This is a genomic window from Halopseudomonas phragmitis, assembly GCF_002056295.1.
In the GTDB taxonomy this organism is placed as follows: Bacteria; Pseudomonadota; Gammaproteobacteria; order Pseudomonadales; family Pseudomonadaceae; genus Halopseudomonas; species Halopseudomonas phragmitis.
On record NZ_CP020100.1, the window covers coordinates 1,259,149 to 1,272,795 of the forward strand.

The 13,647-nt window shown below is 61.7% G+C and carries 16 protein-coding genes; 5 read left to right on the forward strand and 11 right to left on the reverse strand.

Annotated features, from left to right (window positions below; genetic code table 11):
* The first annotated feature begins 49 nt into the window (after nt 1-49).
* Nucleotides 50-1,084, forward strand: a complete 1,035-nt coding sequence (locus BVH74_RS05860; protein WP_080049158.1) for a type IV pilus twitching motility protein PilT — start codon at nt 50-52, stop codon at nt 1,082-1,084.
* 57 nt (nt 1,085-1,141) lie between these two features.
* A complete protein-coding gene (locus BVH74_RS05865) occupies nt 1,142-2,278 on the forward strand; it encodes a PilT/PilU family type 4a pilus ATPase (protein WP_080049159.1) in 1,137 nt (378 codons plus the stop codon).
* A 13-nt stretch (nt 2,279-2,291) separates the two neighbouring features.
* On the opposite strand, the gene siaD is transcribed toward BVH74_RS05865, so the two are convergent.
* The 11 genes from siaD to gshB form a co-directional block, all read right to left on the reverse strand.
* Complete coding sequence (gene siaD, locus BVH74_RS05870; RefSeq protein WP_080049160.1) at nt 2,292-3,098, reverse strand: biofilm regulation diguanylate cyclase SiaD; 807 nt, start codon at nt 3,096-3,098, stop codon at nt 2,292-2,294.
* A 4-nt stretch (nt 3,099-3,102) separates the two neighbouring features.
* The gene (siaC, locus tag BVH74_RS05875) at nt 3,103-3,486 is read right to left on the reverse strand and encodes a biofilm regulation phosphoprotein SiaC (protein WP_080049161.1); all 384 of its coding nucleotides are present in this window, start codon (nt 3,484-3,486) and stop codon (nt 3,103-3,105) included.
* Nucleotides 3,487-3,506: 20 nt separating this feature from the next.
* Nucleotides 3,507-4,049: a biofilm regulation protein kinase SiaB gene (siaB, locus tag BVH74_RS05880; protein ID WP_080049162.1), complete on the reverse strand. Its 543-nt coding sequence runs from the start codon at nt 4,047-4,049 to the stop codon at nt 3,507-3,509.
* 62 nt (nt 4,050-4,111) lie between these two features.
* Complete coding sequence (gene siaA / locus BVH74_RS05885) at nt 4,112-6,103, reverse strand: biofilm regulation protein phosphatase SiaA (RefSeq protein WP_080049163.1); 1,992 nt, start codon at nt 6,101-6,103, stop codon at nt 4,112-4,114.
* Between the two features lie 62 nt (nt 6,104-6,165).
* On the reverse strand, nt 6,166-7,437 hold the full coding sequence (locus BVH74_RS05890; protein WP_080049164.1) for a dihydroorotase: 1,272 nt from the start codon (nt 7,435-7,437) through the stop codon (nt 6,166-6,168).
* 3 nt (nt 7,438-7,440) lie between these two features.
* Nucleotides 7,441-8,436, reverse strand: coding sequence for an aspartate carbamoyltransferase catalytic subunit (locus tag BVH74_RS05895; protein WP_080049165.1), 996 nt, complete (start codon nt 8,434-8,436; stop codon nt 7,441-7,443).
* A gap of 7 nt (nt 8,437-8,443) precedes the next feature.
* Nucleotides 8,444-8,950: a bifunctional pyr operon transcriptional regulator/uracil phosphoribosyltransferase PyrR gene (gene pyrR / locus BVH74_RS05900; RefSeq protein WP_080049166.1), complete on the reverse strand. Its 507-nt coding sequence runs from the start codon at nt 8,948-8,950 to the stop codon at nt 8,444-8,446.
* Nucleotides 8,947-9,378 (reverse strand): Holliday junction resolvase RuvX, encoded by a 432-nt coding sequence (ruvX, locus tag BVH74_RS05905; RefSeq protein ID WP_080049167.1) that lies wholly within the window; start codon nt 9,376-9,378, stop codon nt 8,947-8,949. Before ruvX ends, pyrR begins: the two co-directional genes overlap by 4 nt.
* Nucleotides 9,378-9,947, reverse strand: a complete 570-nt coding sequence (locus BVH74_RS05910; protein WP_080049168.1) for a YqgE/AlgH family protein — start codon at nt 9,945-9,947, stop codon at nt 9,378-9,380. The genes ruvX and BVH74_RS05910 overlap by 1 nt, the downstream gene beginning before the upstream one ends.
* A gap of 83 nt (nt 9,948-10,030) precedes the next feature.
* Complete coding sequence (locus BVH74_RS05915) at nt 10,031-10,930, reverse strand: energy transducer TonB (RefSeq protein WP_080049169.1); 900 nt, start codon at nt 10,928-10,930, stop codon at nt 10,031-10,033.
* Nucleotides 10,931-10,993: 63 nt separating this feature from the next.
* Nucleotides 10,994-11,950 (reverse strand): glutathione synthase, encoded by a 957-nt coding sequence (gshB, locus tag BVH74_RS05920; RefSeq protein ID WP_080049170.1) that lies wholly within the window; start codon nt 11,948-11,950, stop codon nt 10,994-10,996.
* Between the two features lie 222 nt (nt 11,951-12,172).
* Here gshB and BVH74_RS05925 point away from each other — a divergent pair, with 222 nt between their 5' ends.
* From BVH74_RS05925 to BVH74_RS05935, 3 genes are read left to right on the forward strand one after another with little or no spacing between them, the layout of a single operon-like run.
* A complete protein-coding gene (locus BVH74_RS05925) occupies nt 12,173-12,589 on the forward strand; it encodes a response regulator (RefSeq protein WP_080049171.1) in 417 nt (138 codons plus the stop codon).
* Between the two features lie 38 nt (nt 12,590-12,627).
* A complete protein-coding gene (gene pilH / locus BVH74_RS05930) occupies nt 12,628-12,993 on the forward strand; it encodes a twitching motility response regulator PilH (protein ID WP_080049172.1) in 366 nt (121 codons plus the stop codon).
* Nucleotides 12,994-13,037: 44 nt separating this feature from the next.
* Nucleotides 13,038-13,574: a chemotaxis protein CheW gene (locus tag BVH74_RS05935; protein ID WP_080051640.1), complete on the forward strand. Its 537-nt coding sequence runs from the start codon at nt 13,038-13,040 to the stop codon at nt 13,572-13,574.
* Nucleotides 13,575-13,647 lie beyond the last annotated feature (73 nt).

Sequence of the window (13,647 nt, forward strand, 5' to 3'; positions counted from 1 at the left end):
AAGGGCCTGTCGGCATTCTACATGCTTGCAGGATGCAATGGGGAACCCTATGGACATTACCGAACTGTTAGCCTTCAGTGCCAAGCAGGGCGCGTCTGACTTGCACTTGTCGGCTGGATTGCCGCCGATGATCCGGGTTGATGGTGACGTCCGCCGCATCAATGTGCCGGCCATGGAACACAAGCAGGTTCATGCGCTGATCTACGACATCATGAACGACAAGCAGCGCAAGGACTATGAAGAGTTCCTTGAGACTGACTTCTCTTTCGAAGTGCCCGGGGTCGCCCGTTTCCGGGTCAACGCCTTCAACCAGAACCGGGGCGCCGGGGCGGTGTTCCGGACCATTCCGTCCAAGGTGCTGACCATGGAAGAACTGGGCATGGGCGAAGTGTTTCGCAAGATTGCCGATGTGCCGCGTGGGCTGGTGTTGGTGACCGGGCCGACCGGCTCGGGTAAATCGACCACCCTGGCGGCGATGCTCGATTATCTGAACGTCACCAAGTACCAGCATATTCTGACCATCGAAGATCCGATCGAATTCGTTCACGAATCCAAGAAGTGCCTGGTCAACCAGCGTGAGGTGCACCGCGATACCCTGGGGTTCGCCGAAGCTCTGCGCTCGGCTCTGCGTGAAGACCCGGACATCATTCTGGTTGGTGAGATGCGTGACCTGGAAACCATTCGCCTGGCGCTGACCGCTGCCGAAACCGGTCACCTGGTATTCGGCACCCTGCACACCACCAGCGCCGCCAAGACTATCGACCGGGTGGTTGATGTGTTTCCCGGCGAAGAGAAGGCCATGGTTCGCTCGATGTTGTCCGAGTCGCTGCAGGCGGTGATTTCCCAGACCCTGCTCAAGAAGATCGGCGGTGGCCGGGTGGCAGCTCACGAGATCATGATCGGCACGCCGGCGATTCGTAACCTGATCCGCGAGGATAAGGTGGCGCAGATGTATTCGGCGATTCAGACCGGCGGCAATATCGGCATGCAGACCCTGGACATGTGCCTGAAGGGGTTGGTCGCCAAAGGACTGGTTACCAAGGAATCGGCCCGCGAGAAGGCCAAGATTGCAGAAGGCATCTAAGGATGCCGCTTACAGGTCGCCGGAGCATTAGCACTGGCCTATTGAACGAGGGAAGTCATGGAGTTTGAGAAGCTGCTGCGCCTGATGGTCGAAAAGGGTGCGTCCGACCTGTTCATTACCGCTGGCGTGTCGCCGAGCATGAAGGTGAACGGCAAGATCCTGCCGGTTACCAAGACTCCGTTGTCGCCCGAGCAGACTCGGGAAACCGTACTCGGAGTGATGACCGAAGCCCAGCGCCGCGAGTTCGCCGAAAAGCGCGAATGCAATTTCGCCATCAGCGCCCGGGGCATTGGTCGCTTTCGGGTCAGCGCCTTTTATCAGCGCAACCTGGTCGGCATGGTGCTGCGGCGGATCGAGGTCAATATCCCGACCATCGAGGAGTTGCGGCTGCCGGAGATCCTCAAGAAGCTGGCGATGACCAAGCGCGGACTGGTGATCTTCGTTGGTGCCACCGGTACCGGTAAGTCGACCTCACTGGCGTCGATGATCGGGTATCGCAACAAGAACTCCAGTGGCCACATCATCACGGTCGAAGATCCGATCGAATTCATTCACCAGCACCAGAACTGCATCGTCACTCAGCGCGAGGTCGGTATCGATACCGACTCGTTCGAGGTGGCGCTGAAGAACACCCTGCGTCAGGCTCCGGATGTGATTCTGATCGGTGAGGTGCGCAGCAAGGAAACCATGGAGCATGCGGTGGCCTTTGCTGAGACCGGTCACCTGTGTCTGGCGACCCTGCACGCCAACAACGCCAACCAGGCGCTGGATCGGATCATTCACTTCTTCCCCACCGAGATGCATCAGCAGGTGTGGATGGACTTGTCACTCAACCTCAAGGCCATCGTTGCCCAGCAGCTGATCCCCACGCCGGATGGCAAGGGTCGGCGTGCGGCCATTGAAGTGTTGCTCAACACCCCGCTGGCCGCCGATATCATCCGCAAGGGTGAGGTACACGAACTCAAGCCGCTGATGGCGCGTTCTAACGAGCTGGGTATGCAGACCTTCGACCAGGCGCTGTACAAGCTCTATAGCGCTGGCGAAATCACCTATGAGGATGCGTTGTTGCATGCCGACTCGGCCAACGACCTGCGGCTGATGATCAAGCTGGGTTCGGAAACCGATGGCAAGCATCTGATGCAGGACACCAGCGAGTTTACCCTGACTGTCGAAGAGGACGACCGCCGGCGCTGAGAGGCGCCGGGGCTTACAGAACGTCTTCGGTGACGGCTGAGCTGGCTCGGTTGCGACCGCTGCGCTTGGCTGCCAGCAGGGCGCCGTCGGCGCGATTGATGGTGTCCGAGTAGCTGTTGCCTGCCAGGTGTTCGGCCAGGCCGACGCTGATGGTGACCGATACCGATGCCGTATTGACCCGCACGGTCAGCCGCTCCACGGCCTGACGCAGCCGCTCGAGTACCTGGCTGGCGGTGCCTTGATCAGTTTCCGGCAGCAGCACCAGAAACTCTTCACCGCCCCAGCGCCCGCACAGGTCATGTTCGCGAATCTCAGCGTCCAGCACCCGGGCAACCTCGACCAGTACGTTGTCACCGATTTCATGGCCGAAGTGGTCATTGATCAGCTTGAAGTGGTCGATATCGATCATGGCGATGCTGAATGGCCGGGTATAGCGGCGAAAGCGTTCGCTTTCTTCCTTGAGCCGTTCGACCAGCAGCCGCCGGTTGGGCAGCCCGGTCAGGGCATCGTGGGTCGAAGCTTCCTGCAGGGCCAGGTTCAGATCGCGCATCATCTGCTGATAGCGGTCAGAGATGCGCGCGACCTTTTCCAGTTGCCGCAACTGTTTGTTGACCCGCTCGGCCAGGCTCTGCTCCTTTTGCTTGGCCAGGCTCTGGTAGGCATCGGAGATCCGGGCAATCCGTTCCAGCCGGCGCACGAGTTCCTGATGAGCATCCCACAGTTCACTGAGTGTTTGATGCAGCGCGGTGTCCTGGTGCTCGGAATCGGCCAGCAACTGACTGATCCGGGTTTCGAGTGGCGGCGACTTGGTCTGGGCCATGGCTTCAGGCCTGCGGGCTGGGAATGATCTCGAACGGGAAGCTGCAGTCTTCCTTGAACTCCTCGGCCAGTTCGGCGACCCGCTCGTTGCGCTGGTCGTAGTACCAGTTGACGGCTACGGGCTTGTGCTCCTGATGGGCAACTTCGAGCAGGTCGAAGATGTCCATCATCGCCTTGATGCTGCTGGTGTTGAGATACAGCAGGTTCAGTTCCAGGCTAAGTGGGCGTCCGCCTTCGGCCAGAAAACGCTCGATCCATTCAAAGATCTGGTTGAACAGTTCGTAGGAGTTTTCCGGGTAGGAGTCGCCCTGCATGAACAGTCGGCCGGTGCTCCATTCGGTGCGGATGTCCGGGGTGGATTGAGTCCCGGCAATCGTGATATCGGTCATGGGGGTTGATTCTCGGATATTCAGATGACGGCCCGCAGGCTGAAAAAAGCTTTGCCGTTATCGGCCGGCTGCAACGCTGCCTTTAGCGGTTCGCTGGACTTGCGGGCGATGTCGATCAGACCCAGGCCGGCGCCGCTGCTTACTTCGGCATCTCGCGGGCGGCGCAGCTGCTCCTTGTAGGCGGCCTTGAGCTGAGCCTTGTCGAGCAGACCAAGCGCTTCGATGCTGTTGACCAGAACCTCGCCATCAGCGGCCTCGATCAGGTTGCCGGAGGACACCACGTAATGGCCGTTGTCGTCACGCGAGACAACCACGGTGGCGCTGGCGTCCTGCTCGCTCCAGCCGCGGTCGCGGGTGTAGTGGCGGATGTTCTGGGTCATTTCGATATACACGGCAAATACGTCCATGGCCGCCGAGGGGTGGGCATGGTCGGCGGCCAGATAGTTGCGCAGGGCGTTGCCGATTTCCTCGATCAGGCTGCGGGAAATGGGCCCGTTGAAGCAGAGCATGATCTGCTGGCGGTTGAAGGTTTCGCGCATGGCGAACAGGTCGATCATGGACATGGAAGCTCCTGCTGGGTCAAACAATAACCACCGTGCAACGCCTTGTAACATGAACTCATGGCTCAATCAAAGCGGAAGCATAGCATGGTGATGTCGTCGCGCTGTGGGTAACTGCCCTGGTAGGCGGCCAGGGTTGCGCTGAAAGCGGCGCTTTGCTGCTCCAGTGGCAGACAGGCGTGCTTGCGCAGCATCTCGGCAAACCGGCTGTTGCCGAAGCCAAAGCCAAGCTCGCCGCCAGCCTGGTCCAGGAAGCCGTCGGTGCACAGATAAAAGGTGCGGCCACTGAGCAATTCCGTTTCAGTGTTGTGGTACTGGCCTTGGCGTTTGTCGACCAGCGCCCGCCGCCCTCCGGGTAGGTGTTCGACCCGATTGCCATCACTGAAATACAGGGCGATTTTGGCACCGGCAAAGGTGACTTTGCGTTGATCAAGGTCAACGAAGGCTAGTCCGACATCCATATTGGTCGCCAACGAGCTGAATTCCGGGGTGTCGCCCAGCATGTTGCGCACGATCTGATCGGTGCGCTGCAAGACTGCGGCCGGGTCCTGCGGGCCACAGTCGCTGATTGCCTGATCCAGTGCAGCGTGGGCCAGCATGGTCATCAGTGCGCCGGGTACGCCATGGCCGGCGCAGTCGACTACGCCCAGGAGGTAGTGCTGACCCAGGTTACGGAAAATGTAGAAGTCGCCGCCGACCACATCGCGAGGGCGCCACAGCACCGCGTGGCGATCACCCAGGGTATTGACCAGTTCGCGATTGGGCAGAATCGCCCGCTGGATCAGGCTGGCGTAGTCGATTGAGTCGCCAATTTTCTTGTGGGCGTTGGCCATGTCGCGGTTGGCTTCTTCCAGCGCGCGGGTGCGCTCCTGAACCCGGCTTTCCAGTTGCTGGGTATTTTCCCGAACTCGCGCGGCCATGCTGCCGAAAGCGCTGCTGAGTTCGCCGATTTCATCGTTGCGGGCCTTGGGCAGACGTACATCGTAGTTGCCGGCGGCCAGTGCCTGGGCGCTTTGCCGAAGCTGGCGCAGTGGCCGCAGCAGCAGGCGTTCGGTGCCCAGTGCGAACAGCAGTACCAGTGCCAGGATCAGGCCAGCCAGGCCGATTACCAGCGGCCACAGCCACTGACGGTTGATTACCTCGGCGGTATTGAGATCGACCGCGTTGACCACATGCCAGCCCAGCTCCGGGATAAAGCCCAGCGCCAGCAACTGTTCACGGCCCTGCAGTTGCAGACGCAGGGTCTGGACCTGGTCGGGCTGCTGTTCGGCCTGCTGCATGGCCTGGCGCAGGCTCTCGGCCTGGTCGGCGCTGCCCAGCAGACTGAAGACCAGCGATTCGGGTTGGGCCGCGCCGTCGGCACCGGAGTTGAGGGCGATCAGCTCGGGATTCTGGTGAGCCTGAATGGCGCCGTGGCGGTCGAGGATCATTGGGCTGACCCCGGCCAGCTCGCTGGCGATGAAATCGCTGATGAAGTTCGACAGATCAATGCCCGAGCCGGCAATGCCGATGATTTTGTGGTCATTGCGGATCAGCATGTTGAGCCAGACCCGGGTGGTATTCATCTGCGGGTTGCTGTCGACGTTGATGTTGTAGTCGCTGGTTGACTCCAGGGTACCGAAGAACCAGCGATCATCGGGATTGTCCGGGCTCATTCGGTAGCGGGGCTGATCGCTGAAACTTTGGTCGCCGCCGTTGAAGTAGTAGTCCAGGCTATTGGTGTTGACGATGAAATAGGCGTGGTCGCGGAAGGCCTGGCGATAGCCTTCGGCTTCGCGGAAAAACAGGCTGTGTTTGTCCGGATTCTGCTCATCGAGCAGCCACTGACGGGTGACTTCGGAGTTGGCGAAGCGCAGGGACAGAGCCAGTTCGCGGGAAATCGGGGCAAAGATCCGCTCGCGGTTGAGCTGGGTGGCGTTGCGCGCATAGGCCTCGCCAAAGTGCTGGTGAATGCCTTTGAGTGTCTGGCCGCCGATAAGTAAAGCTGGCACCAGAGCCAGTAGGCAGGCCAGTACCAGGGCCAGGAACGATTTGGCACGTAATCCGAAGGCAGCCATGATGCGCGGAATCCTTGCAGGTGCGAGGCCGGGCGCGGACCGCCCGGCGGGTCAGTGGAAGTTCAGGCCTGGTAAACCAGTTTGCCGTGGCTGAGGGTGTGGGTGACCACGGTGGGTGCACCCTGGCCGATGAAGGGACAGTTGGCGCCCTTGGACAGCCAGTTATGACCGATATGGCTGGAGGCAACCGGATCGAACAGCACGATGTCGGCTTCACCGCCCAGTTCCAGACGTCCGGCCGGCAGCCCCAGTGCGTTGGCAGGACCGGTGGTGAGCCGGGCCAGCAGGGCAGGGAGCTCCAACAGGCCGTCGGCAACCAGCGTCAGGGCCAGCGGCAGCAGAATCTCGACACTGCTGATGCCGGGTTCCGAGGCGGCGAAGGGTACACGCTTAGCCTCCGGCTCGTGCGGCTGGTGGTGCGAGGCAATGGCCTGGATCACGCCTTCCTGTACTGCCTGGCGCAGAGCCCGGCGATCGCTGGCGCTGCGCAGCGGAGGGATGACGTGATAGAGGCTGGAGAAGCCGGCCAGGTCTTCGTCGCATAGCAGCAGTTGATACATGGCAACATCGGCGGTTACCGGCAGGCCACGGGCTTGAGCGTCGGCCAGCATGTCGACGGCACGGGCGCTGGACAGGCCACTGAAGTGCGCTCGCACTCCAGTCTGTTCGATCAACAGCAGATCACGGGCCAGGGCCACGGTTTCGGCGCTTTCAGGAATGCCGACCAGGCCCAGGCGGGCGGCAGTGGGGCCTTCATGGGCCATGCCGCCTTCGGCCAGCGCCGGGTCCATCGGAGTGAAGATGATCGACAGGTCAAAGCCAGCTGCATATTCCAGTGCGCGGCGCAGAATGCGGTTGCTCTTGATCGGTGCCAGGCCCTGGGTGAAGGCTATGCAGCCGGCGTCGCGCAGGGCTACCAGCTCGCTCAGCTGTTCGCCTTCCAGTGCCCGGGTCAGTGCGCCAATTGGAAAAACCCGGGTCTGGCCGGCTTTTTCGTTGCGGTCGAAGATCAATTCGGCAACGGCTGGAGTATCCAGTACCGGGCGTGTGGTTGGTGGGCAGCACAGACTGGTGACTCCGCCGGCGGCTGCGGCGCGGGTCTCGCTGGCAATGGTGCCCTTGCGGGTATAGCCCGGCTCGCGCAGGCTGACGCTCAGGTCGACCAGGCCGGGGGCGGCGATCAGGCCGCGGGCATCGATGGTCTGGTTGGGGCTGAAGCCTTCCGGGGCGGCGCCAATGGCGACAATGTGTCCGGCGGCGATGTGCAGGTCGGTGATCTGGTCGAAGTGGCTGGCCGGGTCGATGACACGGGCGCCGGCAATGGTCAGTTTCATCGGTTACTGGGCTTCCTGGTTGAGCTGGCGCTGGGCGTTCTGGCCGGCCATGGCCATCGACATCACTGCCATACGGACGGCGATACCGTAGGTGACCTGATTGAGAATCACCGACTGCGGACCGTCGGCGACTTCTGATTCGATTTCCACCCCGCGGTTGATTGGCCCAGGATGCATCACCAGGGCCTCGGGCTTGGCCAGAGCCAGGGTTTCCCGGGTCAGGCCGTAGAGTCGGTAGAACTCGCCTTCGCTGGGAAGCAGACCGCTTTGCATGCGTTCTTTCTGCAGGCGCAGCATGATCACTACGTCGACATCACGCAGGCCGGTGCGCAGGTCGTTGAACACCCGTACGCCGTACTGTTCGATACCGGCTGGCAGCAGGGTGCGCGGGGCGATCACTCGCAGATCCTCACAGCCCAGGGTCTTGAGCGCCAGCATGTTCGAGCGCGCCACCCGTGAATGCAGGATGTCGCCGACGATCGCCACCGACAGATTCCTGAAGTCGCCGGCATGCCGGCGGATGGTCAGCATGTCGAGCATGGCCTGGGTCGGGTGCGCGTGGTTGCCGTCGCCAGCGTTGACGATGGCGACCTGGGGGCAGACCTTTTCGGCGATGAAGTGCGCGGCGCCGGAGTCGCCATGGCGGACGATGAACATGTCGGCGGCCATGGCCTCCAGGTTCTGCAGGGTATCGAACAGGGTCTCACCCTTGCTGGTCGAAGAGGTCGAAATGTTCAGGTTAAGCACGTCAGCCGACAGCCGCTTGGCGGCCAGTTCGAAGGTGGTGCGGGTGCGCGTGGAGTTCTCGAAGAACACGTTGCAGACGGTCTTGCCGCGCAGCAATGGGACCTTCTTGACTGCCCGTTCGCCGACTTCGAGAAAGGAGTCGGCGGTGTCCAGCAGTTCGGTCAGCAATTCGCGCGACAGTCCCTCGATGGTCAGAAAGTGGCGCAATTGGCCCAGGTGATTGAGTTGCAGGTGGCTGGGTGTCAGGCTCATGGGGCTCTCAGTCTGCCGGGTTCAGGGTCAGGTGCAGGGGCTCGGGACCGGTCAATTTTATCCGTTGGCCCGGCGGCAGGGCCAGGCTGGCGCCGAGGATGTCGGCACGGATTGGCAGTTCGCGGGCTTCGATGTCGAGCAGGGTGACCAGGGTCACCGAGGCCGGGCGGCCATAATCGAACAGTTCGTTGAGCGCGGCGCGGATGGTGCGGCCAGTCATCAGTACGTCATCGACCAGTATCAGGTGGCGGTCGTCGACGGCAAACGGCAGTTCCGAGGGGCGCACCCGCTGCGGCAGGCCGACCTGCTCGAAGTCATCACGGTAGAAGGCGATGTCCAGGGTACCCAGCGGTGCTGCGGGGGCGCAGCGCTGACGCAGGTTCTCGGCGATCCAGACGCCGCCGGTGTGAATCCCGACAAACGCGGGGTCAGGCCGCTGCAGGCGTTTGAGGTGGGCGGTCAGCTCGGTGGCCATGCGCGCCAGTAGCGGCTCGACCTCGGGCAGTGCGGTCATGATGTCTCCTCGGATAGATTGCCAAGCCAGGTTTGCAGCAGCAGCACCGCCGCCAGGCTGTCGACCGGATTGTCACGGTAACTGGTCGGCGTGCGGCCGCTGTCGCGCAGGCTCTGCTTGGCTTCGAAGGTGGAAAGGCGTTCGTCGATGCAGTGGACCGGTAGACCGAAGCGGCCCTGAAGCCTACGGGCAAATTTTTCCGCGCGGGCACTCATCTCGCTGGGGCTGCCATCCATGTTCAGGGGCAGGCCGACGACCAGGGCGTCGGGTTGCCACTCGCTGATCAGTCGGGCGATCTGCTCCCAGTCGGGCACACCATCGCGGGCGCGCAGCTCGCGCAGCGGCTCAGCGCTGCCGGTCAGGCTCTGGCCGACGGCTACACCAATTTGTCGGGTGCCGTAATCAAAACCCAGGGCGCGGATCGGCATCAGGCGTGGCCTGCCTGGCTGGTCAGCAGGTTGAGGTCGATCCCCAGGCTGCGGGCGGCGGCGCTCAGGCGTTGCTCGCAGGGCAGGTCGAACAGGATGGAGAGGTCGGCCGGGCAGTTCAGCCAGACGTTGTCGATCAACTCCTGGTCCAGTTGGCCGGCGCCCCAGCCGGCATAGCCCAGGGCGATGACGGCGGTGTCCGGGCCGTGTCCGCGGGCCATGTCGATCAGGATGTCGCGCGAGGTGGTCAGTTGGATCGGGCCCAGATCCAGGGTCGACTCCCATTGGCCATCGCCCCGGTGCAGGACAAAGCCGCGCTCGGGTTGAACCGGGCCGCCGCTATAGATGACCTGGCTGGCGCAAGTGGCCGGCACTTCGAGTTCGGGCGCCAGTTGATCGAGGATGTCGCCCAGACTCAGGCCGCTGGGCTGGTTGACCACCAGGCCCATGGCGCCTTCTTCGTTGTGGTCGCACAGGTAAATCAGGGTATGCACGAAGCGCGGATCACTCATGTGTGGCATGGCGATCAGAAACTGGTGCTTGAGATAGCTCGGGGTCGATGTGCTCATAGCCATAGTATTGAGGGGAAGTCAGGCGAGGGCAAGGGGCCTGGTGCGACGGGCAAGGTTGCGCTGGACGTTGTGCTTGTCGGTTAAAAGCTCGAGACCCGGTCGCCGGGCTCGAAACGCCAGGTGCGGATGATTTCCAGTACGTCGACGTCGAGCAGGTCGCCGGTGAAGGGGGCGTAGGGGGCGGCCAGGCGGACGATGCGCAGGGCGGCCTGGTCGAGGATCTGATGGCCCGAGGACTCCAGTACCTGGACATCGCGCAGGCTGCCATCGCGGTTGATGGCGACCATCAGCCGCAGACTGCCGTAGATCCGGTTTTGCCGGGCCTGGGCCGGGTAGTTCTGGTTGCCAACCTGTTCGACTTTGCGGCGCCAGGCTTCCTTGTAGTAGGCGCCTTTGTCCTGCATGGTCGAAGCGGCGTTGAGCCGGTGCACGCGCGGACGTTTGGCGTATTGCTGGCGTTCATCGGCCAGTTGCGCTTCCAGGCTGGCGATCTCCTCTGACAGGCGCGACAGATCGAAGCGTTGCAGCGGACGGGGCTGTTCGACCGGCTGCGGCTGGGTCGGAGTCGGGCTGACCCGGTCACGACTGGGGGCCTGGGTAGTTACCACCGGGGCCTGTTGCTGCGGGACCGGGGGCGGGCTGCTGGCTTCGGCCGGTGGTGTGACTTCGTGAATCTCGCTGTCCTGGAACGGTGCCTGCTCCGGGGTGCTGGGCGCGGCCTTGTGTTCCAGCGTGCCGCTGCCTTCCTGATTGATCTGGGCCAGGTAGTCGGCCTGCTCGGGCACCTTGTCGCTGGGCTGGGTGGCGAGGGTGATTTCCAGGGTTTTCGACAGCTCGCTGGGTTTGGGCAGGTCGAAGGTGATGCCGAGAACGACCAGGGCGTGCAGTATGGCGGCCAGGAACAGGGTGAAGCCCAGTCGGTCATTGGCGCTGACGACTGGGGGTTCAAGCTGGCTGGGGGCGACTACTGCGGTATTCATGTGGTCCGTAAATAAGGGGCATACCCGATTCCTGCGCAGTCTGCCCCGCCATGCGGCAAAAGTCTATGCGCCAACTTTGAGCTGTTCCTCAATACAGTCCATTAGTCGTCCGCCGATGTCAGTATCGTAGGCGGCATCGATCTCGCGGATGCAGGTCGGGCTGGTGACATTGATTTCGGTCAGGTAATCACCGATTACGTCCAGGCCGACGAACAGCAGGCCACGCTCGCGCAGGGTCGGGCCAACCTGGCTGGCGATCCAGCGGTCGCGTTCGGTCAGGGGGCGAGCTTCGCCGCGACCGCCGGCCGCCAGATTGCCGCGGGTCTCGCCTTGCTGCGGGATGCGCGCCAGGCAGTAGGGCACTGGTTCGCCGTTGATCATCAGGATGCGCTTGTCACCATCAGCGATTTCCGGCAAATAACGCTGAGCCATGATCTGCTGCTGACCGTGACGGGTCAGGGTCTCAATGATCACGCTGAGATTAGGGTCGTTCTCGCGGATGCGGAAAATCATCGAGCCCCCCATGCCGTCGAGTGGTTTGAGAATGACGTCACGGTGTTGTTGGGCAAATGCGCGCAAAATGTCTGCCCGGCGGGACACGACGTTGGTCGGCGCGCATTGCGGGAACTGGGTGGCGAACAGCTTTTCGTTGCAGTCGCGCAGGCTGGCGGCGCGGTTGACTACCAGCACTCCGTCGCGCTCGGCTGCTTCGAGGATGTGGGTGGCATAGAGGAATTCGTTGTCAAACGGCGGGTCCTTGCGCATCAGGACCACATCCAGTTTGGCCAGCGGGGCAGTTTCTGGCTCACCCAGGTCGAACCAGTGTTTGGGGTCGGCATGTACCTTTAGCGCACGCATCCGGCCCATGGCCTTGCCGTCGCTCAGGAACAGGTCGTCCGGCTCCAGATAGAACAGCTCCCACTGGCGTGCCTGGGCTGCCAGCAGCATGGCCAGTGAGCTGTCTTTCTTGTAGTGGATCGCGTTGATCGGATCCATGACGATGCCGAGGCGAATGTGCATAGGAGGCGGGTCCGCTGAACTGTTGATGGGTTTTGGAGTGTAACCTCTGCCTGGCTCGGGGTGGAAGATTGACGAAATGTCGGGTCTGTCCCATACCTGAGAGGGGTTTATAGATTGACCAGGAAATCTGTGTTAAAAGTACGCGGAAAGGGATTGGCTGGGCTACGGCCGGCTCTTTGCCGCCCGACGATGTAAGCCTCCATTCATAATAAGGCTGGTCTTATGGAAGAAAATTTCGAAAGCCTGAAGGTCATGGTGATTGATGACAGCAAGACCATCCGGCGTACGGCGGAAACCTTGCTGAAAAAGGTCGGGTGTACGGTCATCACCGCGGTTGATGGCTTTGACGCGCTGGCCAAGATTGCCGATAACCACCCGGATATCATTTTTGTCGATATCATGATGCCGCGACTCGATGGTTATCAGACCTGTGCGCTGATCAAGAACAACAGTGCGTTTCGTGCCACGCCGGTGATCATGCTGTCGAGCAAGGACGGTCTGTTCGACAAGGCCAAGGGCCGGATTGTCGGTTCGGACCAGTATCTGACCAAGCCGTTCAGCAAGGAAGAGTTGCTGGGAGCAATTCGCACCCACGTACCACAAACTGATAATAACGCCGCCGGGGCCGCCAGCGCCTAAGGCACGCAGTACCATTTTGGAAATACCAGGGGAGCCCAATGGCCAGAATTCTTATCGTGGATGACTCGCCAACCGAGCTGTACAAGCTGACTGGCATGCTGGAAAAAAATGGCTATGAGGTGCTCAAGGCCGATAACGGTGCCGACGGCGTTGCCCTGGCCCGCCAGGAAAAACCCGATGCAGTCCTGATGGACATCGTCATGCCTGGCCTCAATGGCTTTCAGGCTACCCGTCAACTGACCAAGGACCCGGAAACCGGGAATATCCCGGTCATCATCGTCACCACCAAGGATCAGGAAACCGACAAGGTCTGGGGCAAACGCCAGGGGGCCAAGGACTACCTGACCAAACCGGTTGAGGAAGCGACCCTGATCCAGACGTTGAAGTCGGTGCTGGGCAGCTAGTGGTCACCTCCACCGTGCCGCATAACAACCAGAACAGGGCCGGCATGTCTGAGTCAAATCACCCTTTTGATCTGCTGTTGCAGTTGACTGGTCTGTGTCGCCAGCAGGCGACCGGCTTGCCGGCTCAGGACGTGGTCAGCGAGACCTGGAGCGGCGTCGGTTTTCGGCTGGGCGATCAAACCCTGATTGCGGCCATGGGTGAAGTCAGCGAGATTTTGCACGAGCCACGCTACACCGCCTTGCCCCGGGTCAAGAGCTGGGTGCGGGGAGTGGCCAATGTGCGCGGTCGGCTGTTGCCGATCATCGATCTCGGACGTTTTTTCGGCAGCGCCAGCAGTGGCTCGCGCAAGCAGCGTCGGGTGCTGGTGCTGGACCGCGACGGACTGTTCGTTGGGCTGCTGGTCGACGAGCTGCTGGGTATGCAGCATTTTCCGGTCAGCACCTTCACCGCCGAGGTGCCAAGCGTGGCGCCGGAATTAAGCCCTTTTGTCGTGGGCGCTTACGTCGGGCAACAGACATCGCTGGTGTTCAACTTCAGGGCACTGGCGCGCGATCAGGCGTTTCTCGACGTGGCGATCTGATCGGGGGCGGTGGCCGGCCAGGGCACCGTGACAGTCCAAGGGTAATTAGAACTACGCTGTAGGCCAGGTAGGG